Genomic DNA, 17,006 nt, shown 5'->3' on the forward strand with positions numbered 1-17,006 from the left:
CTTCCCTTTGCTCCGAACGGGAAGGCCAGTTGCACGTTCACGGGTACCTCTGGACCGGCGAGAAGAGTGCGTTCGACAAGGAGAGCATCCGGCGCCCGCCCCCTTCGGTGGCGCCGACGGCCACCGGCCCCGACGACGTACAGCAGCGGTACCGGGAGGCCGTCGCAGAGTGGAGGGCCACCGGCGTTCCGCCGATCGCGACGGCGTACTGGCTGCTGAAGCCGGCCCGGCTCGTCCAGGGGACATGGGACGAGCCGGAGGAAGCCGCGGAGTGGCTGGGAGAGCGGCTGGCCGGGGCCACGCCTCGGTTTGCCGCCGGCGCCGACCGGGACGCGACCCGGCAGGCCGCCCTTGTCGCCTCCGCCGCCGAGCGGCTGGCGCTCGGCGGGGATGTGTCACTCGGGTTCTATCTGCAAAGCACCTTGTTCCTGTCCGTGGCGCTGGTGGCGTGCTCGCCGAATCGCGCCGCGCCGGAGCTGCACTGTCCGATCGGCAAGGCCGCGCCGGGTGTTCACCCGCCCCGCCGCAGCAGCAGTACCTCCGGGGCCGCGAAGCCCTCGCTCGGGTCGCGTTTCGCGTAGTAGGGGGACAGGAGGCCGTCGAGTTCTTCGAACGTGAAGGTGTCGGCCTTCGTCTCGAAACGTGCCGCCACGCGGGGGCGTTCCATCACCGCCACCATGCCGCCGTGCGCCACGAACACCTGCCCCGTCACCATCGCCGCGGCCGGTGAGGACAGGTAGGCGACCAGGGGGGCCACGTGCTCGGGGGCCAAGGGGTCGGGGCCCTCGCTGGGGGCGGCTGCGCCGAAGAGGTCTTCCGTCATGCGGGTGCGGGCCCGGGGGCAGATCGCGTTCGCCGTGACGCCGTATTTCCGTAGGGCTGCCGCCGTCGAGGTGGTGAGGCCGATGATGCCGCCCTTGGCCGCCGCGTAGTTGGGCTGTCCCGCCGAGCCCGCCAGGAACGCTTCCGACGACGTGTTGACGATCCGCCCGTACACGGGGCCGCCCGTGGCCTTGGAGCGTTCCCTCCAGTACGCCGCCGCGAAGCGCACCGTGGTGAAGTGGCCTTTGAGGTGGACACGCAGGACGGAGTCCCATTCCTCCTCGGTCATGGAGAAGACCATGCGGTCGCGCAGGATGCCCGCGTTGTTGACCAGGATGTCCAGGGAGCCGTACGTCCCGACGGCCAGTTCCACCAGGTCCCGGGCCGCGTCGAAGTCGGAGACGTCGCCCGTGTGGGCCACGGCCTGGCCGCCGGCCGCGCGGATCTCGTCGGCGACGGCGTGGGCCGGGCCGGGTGTGGGCTCGCCGGTGCCGTCGCGGCCGGGGCTGCCGAGGTCGTTGACGACGACGTTCGCGCCGTGGCGGGCGAGTTCGAGGGCCTCGGCCCGGCCGAGGCCGCGGCCGGCGCCGGTGACGATGGCGGTCCGCCCGGCCAGGGCGGCGGCGTTCACAGCGTCACCCAGGTGCGCAGGGCCTCGCCGCTGCGCATCTGGTCGAGGGCGTCGTTGACGCGGGCGAGGGGGACGCGGTGGGTGATGAGGCCTTCGAGGTCGACGCGTCCGGCGCGCCACAGGGCGATGGCGCGTTCGTAGGAGCGCAGGACGTCCCCGCCCCCGTACAGGGAGGGCAGGATCTTCTTCTCGTCGAAGAACAGCTCGAACATGTTGAGGGAGAAGTGGTCGTCCATGGCGCCGGCCCCCACCACGCACAGCGTGCCGCCGCGCCGGGTGGCGTCGTAGGCGGTGCGGGCGGTGGCGGCCTTGCCGACGACCTCGAAGACGTAGTCGAAGCCCTCGCCGCCGGTGATGCGGGCGGCGGCGTCGCGCAGGCCCTCGGGGGCGACGGCCTCGGTGGCGCCCAGGCGCAGGGCCGCGTCGCGGCGCGACTCGACGGGGTCGACGGCGACGATCTGGGCGGCGCCGGCGACGCGGGCGCCCTGCACGGCGCTGATGCCGACGCCGCCGCAGCCGATGACGGCGACCGAGGAGCCGGCCGTGACCTGCGCGGTGTTGAGGGCGGCGCCGAGTCCGGTGGTGACGCCGCAGCCGATGAGCGCGGCGATCTCGTAGGGGACGTCGTCGGGGACGGGTACGGCGCAGCGGGCGCCGACGACGAGTTCCTCGGCGAAGGTGCCGGTGCCGGCGAAGCCGTACAGGTCGGCGGTGCGGTGGCGGAAGTTGGGGGCGGCGCCCTCGGCGAGGCCCTTCAGGCACAGCTGGCTCTGGCCGCGCCGGCAGGCGGGGCAGGTGCCGCAGGCGGGCAGCCAGCAGATGAGCACCCGGTCGCCGGGCTTGACGTGGGTGACGCCGTCGCCGGTGGCGAGGACGTCGCCGGCGCCCTCGTGGCCGGGGACGAACGGGGCGTGCTGCGGCAGGACGCCGGACATGGCGGACAGGTCGGAGTGACACAGTCCGGCGGCGCGGACGCGGATCCTGACCTTGCCGGGGCCGAAGCCGGTCGCCTCGACGTCGTCGAGGACTTCCAGGCGGTCCTGCCCGGTCTTGTGCTGTACGGCGGCGCGCATGGGAGGGCTCCCTTCACGGGACGAGGAGACAGACCTCAGGAGTGCTCGACGACCGTGTCCGTCAGCACGGGCGCGTCGTCGCGCTCGACGGCGGTGGCGGTGACCTGGATGCGCCCGGGGCCGGGCGTATCCCGCCACATGCGCACGCGCAGGGTCTCGCCGGGCAGGACGATGCCGGCAAAACGGGTGGCGTACGAGCGCACGCGGCCGACATCGCCGCCGAGCGCGGTGTCGACGACGGCCTTGAGGACGATGCCGTAGGAGCACAGCCCGTGCAGGATCGGCCTGTCGTAGCCGGCGAGCCTGGCGAACTCCGGGTCGGCGTGCAGCGGGTTCCAGTCGCCGGAGAGGCGGTAGAGCAGGGCCTGGTCCTCGCGGGTGGGCCGATCGGCGGTCAGGTCGGGGGCGGTGGCCGGGGTCTGGAGGCGGGCGGTGGTGCCGCGTTCGCCGCCGAAGCCGCCCTCGCCCTTGACGAAGATCTCGCTGGTGCTGGTCCACAGGGGGCTGGCCTCGTCGGCGACGTCGGAGGACAGCACGATGACGGCGGCCTTGCCCTTGTCGTGGACGGCGCGCACGCGCGCGGTCTGTGTCGCCCGTTGGGCCCGTACGGGCAGGGGCCGGTGGACGGTGACGGTCTGCCCGCCGTGCAGCACCGCGGCGAGGTCGACGTCGACGCCCGGCCAGTCGAGCCCGCCGGCCACGGCGCGGCCGCCGCCGGCGACGGTCGCGAACGAGGGCAGCACGTGGAGCCGGCTCTCCAGGGTGTAGCGCAGCTCCTGGGGGTCGGTGGCCGGGGTGCCGGCGCCGATGCCCAGGTGGTAGAGCAGGACGTCCTTGTGGTCCCAGGCCAGGGTGGCGGTGCGGGGGGCGGCGGCGAGGGCCTGGGCGGGGTCGATGGGCATGGAGGCGGTACTCCTATCGCCGTCTCGAACGCAACGGACTCGAAAACAACGGGCTCAAACACCACACAGTAGAACGCGTTCTATTCAACGGCCCTCATGTATAGCCCAAACCCCGTGGCGTGGGAAGACAAATGTCACGGGTGGCGCACGACATTCGCTCCTGCCGGGCCCCTCGGCCGCCTGCCTACGATGCGGGAATGAGAAAGAGGCTGAGGGCGACCGCCCACGGCGGCATCGACGACATCGCCCGGCACAAACCGCCGGGCAAGTTCGCCTTCCTGCCCTGGCTGTTCATGATCTCCGGCGACGTCCAGGACCTCGTGCGCGGCGAGTTGCCCCTGCCCTGGCTCGGCGGCGCCGGAGTCGTCCTCTTCGCCGGCTTCTACATCGGCACCGTCGTCCTCGGCCTCGACCGCAGGCGCCTGGGCACGCCGCTGCCCCGCCTGCTCCTGCTCGGGCTGGTCCTGACCACGTACGCCCTGACGATCGGCTACGGCGGCGACTGGCTGCTGTGCTTCCCGGTGCTGTCCCTGGCCTCCGGCATCGTGCTGCGCGGCGAGCGGATGCTCGGCTTCGCGGTCCTCGCCTTCGCCGGATCGGCCGGGGTCATCGCCGGCTTCCACGGCAGCGTGGAGAACTCGGTCGCCGCCGGCTACGGAACCGTCCTCTCCGGCCTGGTGACGGCGGCCGTGCTGCGGCTCTTCGAGACCGTCGCCGAACTGCGCGCCACCCGCGAGGAACTCGCCCGCTCCGCCGTCGAACGCGAACGCCTGCGCTTCTCCCGCGACCTGCACGACCTGCTCGGCCACACCATGTCCGTCATCGTCGTCAAGGCCGAGGCCGTACGCCGCCTCGGCCCCCGCGACCTCGACGCCGCCATGGGCCAGGCCGCCGACATCGAAGCCGTCGGCCGCCAGGCGCTCACCGAGATCCGCGAAGCCGTCACCGGCTACCGCGAAGGCAGCCTCACCACCGAACTCGACCGCGCCCGCTCCCTCCTCGACGCCTCCGGCATCACCACCGCCATCAACCAGTCCGGCCCGCCCCTGCCGCCCCAGACCGCGGCCCTGCTGGGCTGGGTGGTGCGCGAGGGGGTCACCAACGTCGTCCGGCACAGCGGCGCAGGGCACTGCACCATCGAAGTACGCGGCGAGACCGACCGCGTCCATCTGGAGATCGGCGACGACGGGTGCGGCGTAGGCTCGGGCTCGGGCACGCCCGGCACCGGCCTGAAGGGCCTGACCGAACGACTCGCCGCCGCAGGCGGCTTCCTGGACGCCGGCCCCGACGGACGACGCGGATTCCGGCTCGTGGCCGAACTACCGGTGGACGACAACGAGGAGGAACGCGCCGCGTGAGCACCGAGCACAACCGGCGGACGAAGATCCTGCTGGCCGAGGACCAGGGCATGATGCGCGGTGCGCTCGCACTGCTGCTCGGCCTGGAGGACGACATGGAGATCGTCGCCCAGGTCGGCAACGGCGACGACATCCTGCCCAAGGCCCTGGCCGAACAACCCGACGTCGCCCTCCTGGACATCGAACTCCCCGGCCGCAGCGGCCTCGACGCCGCCGCCGACCTGCGCGCACGGCTGCCGCAGTGCCGCGTCCTGATACTCACCACCTTCGGACGGCCCGGCTACCTGCGCCGGGCCATGGAAGCCGGCGCCTGCGGCTTCCTCGTCAAGGACGGACCCGTCGAGGACCTCGCCGCGGCCATCCGCCGCGCCCTCGCCGGCGAACGCGTCATCGACCCCGCACTGGCCGCCGCGGCGCTCAGCGCCGGGCCCAACCCGCTCACCCAGCGGGAACGCGATGTGCTCAGCGCGGCCGTCGACGGGGCGACCGTGGCCGACATCGCGGCGCGGGTGCACTTGTCACCGGCGACGGTGCGCAATTACTTGTCGGCGGCAATCGGCAAGACGCAGACGCGGAACCGGATGGAAGCGGTGCGGGCCGCGCGCCGGAACGGGTGGCTGTAGGGGTTCGCCTGCGCCGGGCCCCTCCCCCACCCCGCCCCCGCGCCCCGTGCACGCGTGCGGCAGCATGGGCGCGACAAGGCACCGCACCGCACGCACCGCACCGCACCGCACAGTGAGGACACCCCATGGCACCGCAGCCCACCGTCGTCGCCGCGTTCGAGGCGGCCAAGGGGTTCATGCCGCTCGACGAGGGGCTCGCCCTCCACGCCGCCGCGGAGGACGCCGTCGCGCTCGGGCTGCCGTTGCTGGAGGTGGGGACGTACTGCGGGCGTTCGACGATCCTGCTGGCCGACGCCGCTCGCGCGGCGGGGCTCGTGGCGGTGACCGTCGACCACCACCGCGGCAGCGAGGAGCAGCAGCCGGGCTGGGAGTACCACGACGCCTCGCTCGTGGACGGCGAGGTGGGCCGGATGGACACGCTGCCGGTCTTCCGCCGGACCCTGCACCGGGCCGGGCTGGAGGAGCACGTGGTGGCGATGGTGGGCCGCTCCCCGCAGGTGGCGGCGTTGTGGGGGGCTCCGCTGGGGCTGGTGTTCATCGACGGCGGGCACACGGACGAGCACGCGAACGCGGACTACGAGGGCTGGGCCCCGCACGTCGCTCCGGGTGGCCTGCTGGTGATCCACGACGTCTTCCCGGACCCGGCGGACGGCGGTCAGGCGCCGTACCGGGTGTACCGCAGGGCGCTCGCGTCCGGGGCGTTCACAGAGATCTCGGTGACGCGCTCGCTGCGCGTACTGCGGCGTACGGGTCTCGGGATCTGAGCCGCGGCGCTAGCATCGCCCGCGTGTCCATAGGCAGCGTTCCCTCGGTGACCCGGCGTCTCGTCGCGGGGCTGGCAGTGGTGTTCCTGGCCGGCGGGGCGGCGGGCTGCGGCAGTGGCGGCGATGCCGGCGCCGACGCGCGGCCCGCGGGGGCCGCGTCGGCGCCCGCGCGTCCGGCGCCCGCGACCCCGGCGAGCACCCGGGCACCGGCCCCGCCGGCTCCCGCGTCGTCGTCCGCCGCGCCCTCGCCGTCCGTCGCGGCGCCCGCCCCGGAGGCGGCGAAGGACGGTCCGCTCCGGGGGAAGGTCGTGGTGGTCGACCCCGGTCACAACATCCACAACGCGGAGCACCCCGCCGAGATCAACCGTCAGGTCGACGTGGGCAACGGCCGCAAGGAGTGCGACACGACCGGCACGGAGACCAACGCCGGTTACGCGGAGGCCACCTTCAGCCTGGACGTGGCGCACCGGCTGCGGGACATCCTGCTCTCGCGGGGCGCGTCGGTGACACTGACCCACGACGGCGACCGGCCGTACGGGCCGTGCGTGACGGAACGGGCGGAGATCGGCAACAAGGCGCACGGTGATGCGGCCGTGTCGATCCATGCCGACGGGGCGGCACCCGGCCAGCGCGGTTTCCATGTGATCCTGCCCGCGCTGGTGCGGGCCGGGGGCGCGGACACGTCGCGGATCGTGGGGCCCTCGAAGGAGCTGGGCGCGCGGATCGCGGGGAACTTCGTGCGGACGACGGGCAGCGCGCCGTCCAACTACATCGGCAAGGGCACGGGCCTGGACACGCGCAGTGACCTCGGGGGCCTCAACCTCTCGGTGGTTCCGAAGGTCTTCATCGAGTGCGGCAACATGCGGGACGCCCAGGACGCGGCCCTGCTGACCGATGCCGACTGGCGCCAGAAGGCGGCGCAGGGGATCGCGGACGGCATTACGGACTTCCTGCGCGGGTAGGGACCGGCGGGCGCGACCGGCGGGGCCGCACGCGTGTCACGAGGGTGATACGAAGCGGACGCCCGGACGGCCCGGCGGTGGTGCTCCCCGTACGATGGGTGGCCGCCACCCCCGCGCCCGCGCGCGCTTTGGCATCCCGCGTACCGGCGACAGCGACGATTACTGACAGCACTGACATAAGGATCCCAGGTGAACATCCGCTCCCTCACTCGAGGCGACGGCGGGGTGATCGGAGCAGCGGTGTTGCTGTTCATCGCCTCGTTCCTCAGCTTCCGCTCGTACGACTGCGGTCAGTCCTCCTTCGGCTGCCCGAAGGAGCCCAACGGCTGGAAGCCCGAACTCTTCCCCGTACTGCCGTCGATCTTCCTCGCCGGGATCATCGCCGCCGCATTGATCGTCGCTGCCCGTTTCCAGCCCGAGGGCCGCAAGCTCGTGGGGCTGAGCCTGGACCAGTGGGGCATCGCGCTGGCCGTGTTCGCGACGTGGTCCTCGCTGTGGACCATCTTCGGCGGTCCCGACGTGGAGCAGGTCTCGCCCGGCGTCGGCCAGATCCTGGGGCTCATCGCCAACCTGCTGCTGGCTGCGGTGGCGCTGCTCACCCCGCGCACCCCGGCCCTGAAGGCGCCGCTGATGGGCGCCCCGCAGCCGGCACCTGCGCCGTACGGTGCGCCGGGCGCGCCCGCGGGCTACGGCTACCCGGCCCCGGGCGGGATGCCGGGTGCCGGTGCCCCGTCGCCGTACGGTGCCCCGGACCAGACGCAGCCGTACGGCGGCGCGCAGCCGGGCCCGCAGGCCCAGCCGGGTCAGCCCGGTCAGCCGGCGCAGCAGCAGCCGCAGCCGCAGCCGGCACAGGCGCAGGCGCAGCAGCCGGCGGCCGCGGGCGGTGGCGAGCCGTTCGCCCCGTTCTGGTTCGCGGTGCCGGTGGCTCGTCCGCTGTTCGCCGAGGACGGTTCGCCGACGCAGGTCTCCGAGCTGGTGCCGGGCACCTGGTACCTGGCGGTGGACCAGCGCGGTCAGGCGCTGGTGGCCCAGACGCAGGACGGCCGTCGCGGCCTGCTCCAGGACACCTCGGGCATCCAGCGCGGCTGACGCACCACGCGTGAGGCGATGCGGCCCGCCGGGTTCTTCCCGGCGGGCCGCCGTCTTGTCCGGGGCGGGTCGCGCCCGTACAGTCACCTGACGCCCAGTCAGTCCCGGCACGGGAGGTGGCGGCATGCGGCTCGGTCTCGCCCTCGGCTACTGGGGCCGGCGGCCCGCGTCCCGCCAGCTGGAACTCGCCCTGCACGCCGAACGGCTCGGCTACCACTCGGTGTGGACCGCGGAATCCTGGGGATCGGACGCCTTCACGCCGCTGACCTGGATCGCCGCCCACACCCGGCGGATCCGGCTGGGCACGGCCGTCGCCCAGATGGCGGCCCGCTCACCGGCCGCCACGGCCATGCACGCCCTGACCCTGGACCACCTCTCGGGCGGCCGGGTCCTGCTGGGGCTGGGCCTGTCGGGGCCACAGGTGGTGGAGGGCTGGTACGGACGGCCGTTCCCGGACAGCCCGCTGACCGCGACCCGGGAGTACGTGGACGTGGTCCGGCAGGTGCTGCGCCGCGAGGCGCCCGTGGCGCTCGACGGGCGCTACCACCCGTTGCCCTACCGCGGTCCGGGCGCCACCGGGCTGGGCCGCTCGCTCAAGTCGATGACCCATCCGCTGCGCACGGGCCTGCCGGTGCTGCTGGGGGCCGAGGGGCCGCGCAACGTGGCGCAGACGGCCCGCATCGCCGACGGCTGGCTGCCGCTGTACTGGTCGCCGGCGCGCACCGGCCTGTACGCCGAAGCACTGGCGAGCAGGCCCGAAGGCTTCGTGGTGGCACCGATGGCCCAGGTGCATCTGTGCGCGGACGTGGCCGAGGGGCTGCGACCGGTGAAGCGGATGCTGGCGCTGTACGTGGGGGGCATGGGGCACGCGGCCCGCAATTTCCACGCGGACCTGATGGGCCGGATGGGGTACGAGGAGGAGGCGCGGCGCGTGCAGCAGCTGTTCCTCTCCGGACGGCGGGAGGAGGCGACCGAGGCGGTGCCCGACGCCTTCGCCGACGAGATCTCACTGGTCGGCCCGCGCGAGCGGATCGCCGAACGACTGCAGACGTGGCGCGCCGGCCCGGTGACCGACCTGCTGGTGACGGCGCGGGACGAGGAAACGCTGACGCTGCTGGCCGAGCTGAACGATTAAGGCTGCGCCCCGAAGGGGCGCGGGGAACTGCGCGATCGGCCACCGACGGCCCGCAGCCGACACGCCGCCCCGGGGCCCATCTGCGGGCGCATCCTGGCTGGTCGCGCAGTTCCCCGCGCCCCTAACGGGGCACTGCACCACGCCGGGCGCCCTCGTAGGGGCGCTAGTCGCCGGGCGAGGCCGGCTTGCCGGCCGCGTGCAGCCATGTGGCGAAGACCTCGTCGGCCTCCTTCTTGCCCGCCGTGCTCTCGACGAGGTGGACGAAGGCGTCGGTGCCGGCGTTGGAGTAGCGGTACAGCTGCGTCCAGCGCTGCAGGACGGCGAAGAACGCGCGGTCCCCGAGCCGCTCGCGCAGTTTGTGCAGGACCATCGCGCCGCGCCCGTAGACCGGTGGGTCGGAGACGGTGCGGGCGGTGGGGGCGTCGGGCGGGAAGGCCCAGATGCCCCGGCTCTGGGGGTCCTTGCCGCTGTAGTAGTCGGCGAAGATCTGCCGGGCGGTGCGGCCTCCGTGCTGCTCCTCCCACAGCCACTCGGCGTAGGTGGCGAAGCCCTCGTTGAGCCACATGTCGCGCCAGGTGCGGGGCGTGACGGAGTTGCCGAACCACTGGTGGGCCACCTCGTGCACGACGGTCCGGTCGTCGGGGGCGGCGTGGAAGTACGGCTTGGGCTGGGTCTCCAGCGCGTAGCCGACGTCGGGGTTGCTGTCGACGACCGCGCCGGTGGAGGAGAAGGGGTACGGGCCGAAGAGGCGGCTGCCCCAGTCGAGGACCTGCGGCAGCAACGTGGCGGTGCGCGCCGCGGCGTCGGCCTGGCCGGGGGCGGCCGCGACGTACACGGGCAGGCCGTGCGGGGTCTTCGCGGTGGTGACGGTGAACCGGCCCACGGCGACGGTGGCCAGGTAGCTCGCCATCTGCTGCCCGGTGTGCCAGGTGAAGGCGGTGCGGCCGCCGGGCCCGCGCTCGGCGGACGTCAGCTCGCCGTTGGCGACGGCCGTGAAGCCCTCGGGCACGGTGACGGTGATGTCGTAGGTGGCCTTGTCGGAGGGGTGGTGGTTGCCGGGGAACCAGGCCGTCGAGCCGGCCGGCTCGCCCAGGCCCACGGCTCCGTCGTCGGTGGCGACCCAGCCCTCGGTGGAGCCGTCCGGGTCGGTGATCTGCTGCGGCTCCCCCTCGTAGACGACGACCGTGCGGAAGCCGGCGTGCTTCTTCAGCGGTTTGGCCGGGACGACCGTCAGCTCGCCGCCCTTGCGCGTCGTACGGGCGTCCTCGCCGCCGACCCGCACGCTGCGGACGGTCAGGCCCTTCAGGTCGAGGTTGAAGGAGCTGAGGTCCTCTCTGGCGTCGGCGGTGATGACGGCGGTGCCGCGCAGCCGGCCCGTGGCGGGGTCGTAGTCGAGGGTCAGGCCGTAGTGGCCGACGTCGTAGCCGCCGTTGCCCAGGTCCGGGAAGAGCGGGTCGCCCACGCCGGCGGCGCCCGGACGGGGGCCCGTGGGGCCGCCGGCGCCGCCGCACGCGGTGGCGAGCAGCAGCGCCAGGACGGCGGGCAGCGCACGGCGGCGCGGGAACGGCCTCGCTCTCATGCGCCGATCACATCAGAAGCTGGTCCGCTCCAGCCAGTGGTCCAGCACGGCGCGGTCGCCGATGATCTCCACCCGGTCGGTGTCGGCGGGCAGCCGGCGGTAGAAGAAGCCCAGGAGGTCGGTCATGGGGCCGCGCACGGCGACGGCCGCCTTCTCGTGGGACCGCCGCCACTGCACCTCCTCGCCCGTGGCGTCGATGAGCCACTCGGCCCGCACCTCGGCGGGGGTGTCGGTGGCGTGCAGGTGGAGGGTGCGGCCGGGGCCGGTGAGCTCGCCGAGGACGGGCTTCCAGACCTTGGCCATGGGCGAGGTGATGATCTCCAGCCACTCGTCCAGGCAGTCGGCGGCGATGTCGGGGGCGACGGTGAACTCGGCGCCGACCGTGGCGGCGACGTCGGCCCGGTGCATCACCGTCTCGTGCGTCATGCGGCGGGCCCAGAAGCGGGACTTCTGCTCCCGGCCGAAGGTCCACACGTCGGCGTCCGGACCGGCCTCGCGCAGCGCCTGGACGACCGCCTCGGCGCCCTCGGCCAGGTGGCGGTCGAGGGAGTCGGCGTCGAACTTCTCGGCGCCCTCGATGCCGGAGATGTCGCCCTCGGGCGGGACGAACTCGGTCACCCGGTCGCGCACCCTCTCGGCCACGCCCCGGTGCGCGCTGCTGACGTGCACCACGAGCTGGGCGAGGGTCCAGTCGGGGCAGGTGGGGACGGTGGCGGAGAGGTCGGCGCCGCGCAGCAGCTCGCGCATCTGCGCGGTCTGCTCCAGCACCTCGGCACAGTAACGTTCATGGCTGAAGGAAGTCATGGCGCCACTGTAGGGCGGGGGTCTGACAATCCCCCTGCACAGCGGGCACGTTGACCCGCGAGAACGGAACCGGAGGTTACGCCTCCATGCCGCAGGGGCACTCCGGCTCCAGGCCCGCCGGCAGCCGCTCGCCGCCGAAGACCGCCGTCGTCGCCTCGTCGCCGCCGAGCGCCGCCACGGCCAGCAGCAGCGAGCCGGCCGTCCAGGTGGTCAGCTCCTGCGGCCAGACGGCCTCGTCCTCGAAGACGTAGCCCGTCCAGTACATGCCGTCCTCGGCCCGCAGGTGGCCGATCCAGCGCAGGACGTCCACGGCCCGGTCGGACTCCCCCATCGCCCACAGGGCCAGCGCCAGCTCGCAGCTCTCGCCGCCGGTCACCCAGGGGTTGGGCACCACGCAGCGCACGCCCAGGCCGGGCACCACGAAGTCGTCCCAGCGCTCCTCGATGCGCTCCTTGGCGGCCACGCCGGTCACGGCGCCGCCGAGCACGGGGTAGTACCAGTCCATGGAGTAGCGGCTCTTGTCCAGGAACCGCTCCGGGTGGTGGCGTATCGCGTGCCCCAGCAGCCCCAGGGCCAGCTCCCAGTCCGGCTGCGGCTCCTCGCGGTGCTCGGCGATGGCCAGCGCGCAGCGCAGCGCGTGGTGGATGGAGGAGCTGCCGGTCAGCAGCGCCTCGGTGCGCCGGCTGCCGTCCTCCTCGGCCTTCCACCCGATCTGCCCGCCGGGCTGCTGGAAGGTCAGGACGTACTCGACGGCCGCGTAGACGGTGGGCCACATGCCGTCGAGGAAGGCGTCGTCGCCGGTGGACAGGTAGTGGTGCCAGACGCCGACCGCGACGTAGGCGACGAAGTTCGTCTCCTTGGCGCGGTCGGTGGGCTCGTCGGCGGCGCCGTCGGCGTACGCGGCGTACCAGGAGCCGTCCGGGTTCTGGTGCCAGGCGAGCCACCGGTAGGCGGCCCGGGCCCGCTCGTGCTCGCCTGCCGCGTCCAGGGCCATGGCGGCCTCGACGTGGTCCCACGGGTCGAGGTGGTGGCCCCGGAACCACGGGATGGCCCCGTCGGCGCGCTGCACGGCGGCGATCCCGGCGGCGGTGCGGGCCGCCTCCTCGGCGGTGAGCACGCCGGGCAGGGCGAGGCGTTCGATGCGGCCGGCGCCGGTCATTCGGCGACCGCCGGCAGGTGGGGCTTGGTGGCGTAGGCGACGAAGCTCTTGCCGATGACGGGGTTGAGCAGCTGCTCGGCGAGACGGGTGGCCGCGGGCTTCTTCATGATGTCCCAGACCAGCAGCTTGTGGTACGCGCGCACCGGCAGCGCCTTGTCGTTGTCCACGCCGAAGGCGCACTTCAGCCACCAGTACGGGCTGTGCAGGCCGTGGGCGTGGTGGGTGCCGTACGGCTTGAGCCCCGCCTCCGCCATCTTGCCGAGCAGCTCGTCGGCCTTGTAGATGCGGATGTGCCCGCCCTCGACCTCGTGGTACGCGTCGCTGAGCGCCCAGCAGATCTTCTCCGGCCCGTAGCGGGGCACCGTGACGGCTATCCGGCCGCCGGGCTTGAGGACGCGCACCATCTCGGCGAGCACGCCCTTGTCGTCCGGGATGTGCTCCATCACCTCGGAGATGATGACGACGTCGAAGCTGGCGTCGGGGAAGGGCAGCGCGAGGGCGTCGCCCTCCATGGCGGTGGCGGTGGCCCCGGCGGGGGCCTCGCCGGCCTCCTTCATCGCGGCGAACCACTTGGCGACCTCGCGGATCTCCTCGCCGTTGCGGTCGAGGGCCACGACGTGCGCGCCGCGCCGGTAGCACTCGAAGGCGTGCCGGCCGGCGCCGCAGCCCAGGTCGAGCACGCGGTCGCCTGCGGCGAGCGGGAAGCGGGAGAAGTCAACGGTCAGCAAGGCACTGCGCTTTCGCTCGAGTGAGTGGGTGTGTTGTGGGCAATCGTTCCGTAGGGAGGAACGGGTGGGCACAACCCGCCCACGGCCCGCACCGGAGGAACGGCATCAACCGCTCCGCCCAGCGGCCAGCGCCATCGCACGCCGGTAGTGCTCCACCGTCCCGATCGCCGCCTGGCGCCACGTGAACTTCGCCAGCACCCGCTCCCGCCCCGCGGCCCCCAGCCGCCGCCGCAGGTCCGCGTCGCCGAGCAGTCGTACGAGCGCGGCGGCCAGCGCCTGCGCGTCGCCCGGCGGTACCGCCAGGCACGTCTCGCCGTCGGGGCCGGCGACCTCGGGTATGGCCCCGCCCGTCGTGGCGACGAGCGGCGTGCCGGTGGCCATGGCCTCCGCGGCCGGCAGGGAGAAGCCCTCGTAGAGGGAGGGGACGCAGGCGACCTGCGCCGAGCGGACCAGGTCGACGAGCTCAGCGTCGCTGATGCCCTTGACGAACTCGATGGCGCCGTCGAGCCCGTGGCGCCGGACGGCCGCGGCCACCGGGCCCTTCTCGGGGCGTTTGCCGACCACGACGAGGTGGGCGCCGGGGTGTTCGCGGCGCACCTCGGCGAGGGCGTCGACGAGGTGGACGAGTCCCTTGAGGGGGACGTCGGCGCTGGAGGTGGTGACGATGCGGCCGGGCACCTCGGCGACCGACGGGTCGGGGGAGAACAGAGCGGTGTCGGCGCCGATGTGCACGACGTGGACGCGCTCGGGGTGGACGCCGAGGTGGTCGACGATCTCCTGGCGGGAGGAGCCGGAGACGGTGAGCACGGACGGCAGCCGCCGGGCGACACGTTTCTGCATGGCGGTGAAGCCGTACCAGCGGCGCACCGAGGCGCGGCGCTTGCGGTTCGGTGCCGCGTCCAGCTCCAGCTGCCGGTCGACGGTGATGGGGTGGTGGACGGTGGTGACCAGCGGGGCGCCGAGCACGCCGGGGCCGCCCAGGAGCCCGTAGCCCAGGGTCTGGTTGTCGTGGATGACGTCGAACTCGCCGCGGCGGGCGGCGAGGTGGCGGCGGGCGCGCAGGGAGAAGGTCAGGGGCTCGGGGAAGCGCCCGGCCCACATGTGCCCGACCTCCAGCAGGTCGATCCAGTCGCGGTACTCCTCCCGCTTCGGCGTGCGGAAGGGGTCGGGCTGCCGGTACAGGTCGAGGCTGGGCAGTTCGGTCAGGGGGACGCCCTCGTCGAGGACCGGGTAGGGCTGGGCGCCGATGACCTCGACCGAGTGGCCCAGGCGGGCGAGCTCGCGGGAGAGGTGGCGCACGTAGACGCCCTGGCCGCCGCAGAAGGGGTTGCCCTTGTAGGTGAGCAGCGCGATGCGCAGCGGCCGGTCGCCGGCGGGGCCGGCCCCGCCCCCGTCGAGGAGGTTGCTGCCAACTCGTGTGACCGATGCCTCTGTGGCCTCAGCGGTCACTCCGGCCTCCTTCTCGCTGGCTGTTCCGCCGGAGCGTAACGGGTCGCGCTAATCTAGAACAAGTTTCAGACTGGGTCGTCGGAAGCTTGAATCTACCGGGATGTCAGAGGACCGAAAGAGCGGCGCCGGGTGATTCGCGCCACGGCCCGGGCCCTGCCATGCTGTGCCGTCCGGGCCGCACCGACACCGCTGGATGGAGTGTCACAAGACACCATGGAACGGGACACATGACGACGGAATCAAAGCCGGCACGGCCGGCCGGGACCCCCGCGCCGTCCCCCGCCACCGCGGCCCCGGGCACCACCGGCCCGTCCCTGACCGCCCGCCAGGAGGCCCGGCGCGACCGGATCCTCCGCGCCACCACCCGCCTGGCCGCCCGCGGCGGCTTCGAGGCGGTGCAGATGCGCGAGGTCGCCGAGGACGCCGGCGTCGCCCTCGGCACGCTCTACCGCTACTTCCCCTCCAAGATCCACCTCCTGGTCGCGGTGATGCACGACCAGCTGGACCAGCTGCAGGCGACCCTGCGCAAGCGCCCGCCGACCGGCGCCGACCCCGCCGAGCGGGTCGCCGGCACCCTGCTGCGGGCCTTCCGCGCCATGCAGCGCGACCCCCACCTGGCCGAGGCCATGGTGCGCGCCCTGACCTTCGCCGACCGCTCGGTCAGCGCCGAGGTCGACACCGTCTCCCGGCTCACCACCACGATCGTCCTGGACGCCATGGGCCTGACCGGCCCGCCCACGCCCGAGCAGCTCTCGGCCGTCCGCGTCATCGAGCACACGTGGCACTCCGCGCTGATCACCTGGCTGTCGGGGCGCGCCTCCATCGCCCAGGTCAAGATCGACCTGGCCACGGCCTGCCGCCTCATCGGCCCCGCCGCCCCCGCCACCCGCTAGGCCGCACCACAGCGGGGGCACGGCCCTCGCGCCCGGGGCGGACCCGGCCCGCGCCCCGCGCCCTTACGCCCCCCGGGTAGCGGGTAACTGCACCCGGAACAGCGACTCCGCCGGTATGAATTTATCGACCGGTGGCCCCAAGTGGTTCGCTACACGGAGCGGGAGAGGCGAAACGTGACACGCGTTCTGCTCGTACACGACACCTATCTGCTGCGCACGGCCCTGGCGGCCTGGCTCGGCAGAGAGCCGGACCTCGAGGTCTCCTCGGCGTCCTGGCGCGGGGCCCTCGCCACCTCGCGCGCCCTGCTGCCGGAGGTGTGCGTGGTCGACATGGACAGCCCCGACCCGGACGCGGCCGGTGCCGGCGCGACGCCGGGAGGTGACGGGTGGTGCGGGGGCCGTGGGGCGGGAGGGCGGGAGGGCCCCCGGGGCAACGGGGGCGACGCGGGGCGGCCCGGGGGCGCCCTGCTCGCCCTGGTGAGCGCCGGGCGGCCGGGGCCGCTGCGCCGGGCCTACGAGTTGGGGGCCTTGGGATACCTGAGCAAAAACGCTTCACCCGACAGACTCGTCGACGCCATACGCCGCGTCGCCAAGGGCGAGCGCTACATCGACGAGACGCTCGGCTTCAACTTCCTGCAGGCCGCCGAGATCCCCCTCACCCGCCGCGAGCTGAGCGTGCTGTCACTGGCCGCCGAGGGCGCCTCCGTCGGCGAGATCGCCCGCAGCCTGCACCTGTCGAACGGAACCGTGCGCAACTACATGGCCGCCATCACCCGCAAGACCGGGGCCCGCAACCGCGTCGACGCCATCCGCATCTCCCGCTGCGCCGGGTGGGTGTGAGCCCTCGCCCGCCCCCATCAGGTCCCGGTACAGCGCCGAACGCGCCAGCAGCTCCTCGTGCGTACCGCTCACCGTGCCGGGACCGTCCATCACCAGCACCTTCTCCGCGCGGCGGGCGGAGCCCGCACGGTGCGCGACGACCACCACGCTGCCGCCGGGGCGCGCCGCGAAGGCGCGCTCCACGCGCTCCTCGGC

At 73.6% G+C, this 17,006-nt stretch carries 17 protein-coding genes; 9 read left to right on the top strand and 8 right to left on the bottom strand.

Going from position 1 to position 17,006, the window contains the following annotated elements; translation table 11 throughout:
• Positions 1 to 29 precede the first annotated feature (29 nt).
• Positions 30 to 581, top strand: coding sequence for a hypothetical protein (locus ABD361_RS10810; protein WP_344434738.1), 552 nt, complete (start codon positions 30 to 32; stop codon positions 579 to 581).
• Here ABD361_RS10810 and ABD361_RS10815 read toward each other — a convergent pair.
• From ABD361_RS10815 to ABD361_RS10825, 3 genes are read right to left on the bottom strand one after another with little or no spacing between them, the layout of a single operon-like run.
• Positions 512 to 1,453, bottom strand: a complete 942-nt coding sequence (locus ABD361_RS10815) for a 3-oxoacyl-ACP reductase (protein WP_344434740.1) — start codon at positions 1,451 to 1,453, stop codon at positions 512 to 514. The two genes, ABD361_RS10810 and ABD361_RS10815, sit on opposite strands and share 70 nt — an antisense overlap.
• A complete protein-coding gene (locus tag ABD361_RS10820) occupies positions 1,450 to 2,526 on the bottom strand; it encodes a Zn-dependent alcohol dehydrogenase (RefSeq protein WP_344434741.1) in 1,077 nt (358 codons plus the stop codon). Before ABD361_RS10820 ends, ABD361_RS10815 begins: the two co-directional genes overlap by 4 nt.
• Positions 2,527 to 2,561: 35 nt before the next feature.
• A complete protein-coding gene (locus tag ABD361_RS10825) occupies positions 2,562 to 3,428 on the bottom strand; it encodes a MaoC/PaaZ C-terminal domain-containing protein (RefSeq protein ID WP_344434742.1) in 867 nt (288 codons plus the stop codon).
• 197 nt (positions 3,429 to 3,625) lie between these two features.
• Between ABD361_RS10825 and ABD361_RS10830 the strand changes: the two genes are divergently transcribed.
• The 6 genes from ABD361_RS10830 to ABD361_RS10855 all read left to right on the top strand — a co-directional run bounded on the left by ABD361_RS10830 (position 3,626) and on the right by ABD361_RS10855 (position 9,359).
• The gene (locus ABD361_RS10830; protein ID WP_344434743.1) at positions 3,626 to 4,786 is read left to right on the top strand and encodes a sensor histidine kinase; all 1,161 of its coding nucleotides are present in this window, start codon (positions 3,626 to 3,628) and stop codon (positions 4,784 to 4,786) included.
• A gap of 50 nt (positions 4,787 to 4,836) precedes the next feature.
• Entirely contained in the window at positions 4,837 to 5,409 is a 573-nt protein-coding gene (locus tag ABD361_RS10835; RefSeq protein ID WP_425583198.1) for a response regulator transcription factor, read from the top strand.
• Positions 5,410 to 5,534: 125 nt separating this feature from the next.
• Positions 5,535 to 6,173 carry a class I SAM-dependent methyltransferase gene (locus ABD361_RS10840; RefSeq protein WP_344434745.1) on the top strand — a complete coding sequence of 213 codons (639 nt, stop codon included), beginning with the start codon at positions 5,535 to 5,537 and terminating at the stop codon, positions 6,171 to 6,173.
• Positions 6,174 to 6,196: 23 nt separating this feature from the next.
• Entirely contained in the window at positions 6,197 to 7,135 is a 939-nt protein-coding gene (locus ABD361_RS10845; protein WP_425583190.1) for an N-acetylmuramoyl-L-alanine amidase, read from the top strand.
• A 189-nt stretch (positions 7,136 to 7,324) separates the two neighbouring features.
• Positions 7,325 to 8,224 (top strand): hypothetical protein, encoded by a 900-nt coding sequence (locus ABD361_RS10850; protein WP_344434746.1) that lies wholly within the window; start codon positions 7,325 to 7,327, stop codon positions 8,222 to 8,224.
• Between the two features lie 124 nt (positions 8,225 to 8,348).
• A complete protein-coding gene (locus tag ABD361_RS10855; RefSeq protein ID WP_344434747.1) occupies positions 8,349 to 9,359 on the top strand; it encodes an LLM class F420-dependent oxidoreductase in 1,011 nt (336 codons plus the stop codon).
• A 163-nt stretch (positions 9,360 to 9,522) separates the two neighbouring features.
• On the opposite strand, the gene ABD361_RS10860 is transcribed toward ABD361_RS10855, so the two are convergent.
• From ABD361_RS10860 to ABD361_RS10880, 5 genes are all read right to left on the bottom strand, one after another.
• Positions 9,523 to 10,938 carry a M1 family metallopeptidase gene (locus tag ABD361_RS10860; RefSeq protein ID WP_344434748.1) on the bottom strand — a complete coding sequence of 472 codons (1,416 nt, stop codon included), beginning with the start codon at positions 10,936 to 10,938 and terminating at the stop codon, positions 9,523 to 9,525.
• Positions 10,939 to 10,950: 12 nt separating this feature from the next.
• Complete coding sequence (locus tag ABD361_RS10865) at positions 10,951 to 11,742, bottom strand: maleylpyruvate isomerase family mycothiol-dependent enzyme (protein WP_344434750.1); 792 nt, start codon at positions 11,740 to 11,742, stop codon at positions 10,951 to 10,953.
• A 76-nt stretch (positions 11,743 to 11,818) separates the two neighbouring features.
• Positions 11,819 to 12,901 carry a prenyltransferase/squalene oxidase repeat-containing protein gene (locus tag ABD361_RS10870; RefSeq protein WP_344434751.1) on the bottom strand — a complete coding sequence of 361 codons (1,083 nt, stop codon included), beginning with the start codon at positions 12,899 to 12,901 and terminating at the stop codon, positions 11,819 to 11,821.
• A complete protein-coding gene (locus tag ABD361_RS10875) occupies positions 12,898 to 13,629 on the bottom strand; it encodes a class I SAM-dependent methyltransferase (protein WP_344434753.1) in 732 nt (243 codons plus the stop codon). Before ABD361_RS10875 ends, ABD361_RS10870 begins: the two co-directional genes overlap by 4 nt.
• A gap of 105 nt (positions 13,630 to 13,734) precedes the next feature.
• Positions 13,735 to 15,078 (bottom strand): glycosyltransferase family 4 protein, encoded by a 1,344-nt coding sequence (locus tag ABD361_RS10880; protein ID WP_425583191.1) that lies wholly within the window; start codon positions 15,076 to 15,078, stop codon positions 13,735 to 13,737.
• Between the two features lie 227 nt (positions 15,079 to 15,305).
• Between ABD361_RS10880 and ABD361_RS10885 the strand changes: the two genes are divergently transcribed.
• Complete coding sequence (locus tag ABD361_RS10885; RefSeq protein WP_344434755.1) at positions 15,306 to 15,971, top strand: TetR family transcriptional regulator; 666 nt, start codon at positions 15,306 to 15,308, stop codon at positions 15,969 to 15,971.
• A 174-nt stretch (positions 15,972 to 16,145) separates the two neighbouring features.
• On the top strand, positions 16,146 to 16,811 hold the full coding sequence (locus tag ABD361_RS10890; protein ID WP_344434756.1) for a LuxR C-terminal-related transcriptional regulator: 666 nt from the start codon (positions 16,146 to 16,148) through the stop codon (positions 16,809 to 16,811).
• The last annotated feature ends 195 nt before the right edge of the window (positions 16,812 to 17,006 follow it).

This window comes from Streptomyces luteosporeus (assembly GCF_039532865.1).
GTDB classification, from domain to species: Bacteria; Actinomycetota; Actinomycetes; order Streptomycetales; family Streptomycetaceae; genus Streptomyces; species Streptomyces luteosporeus.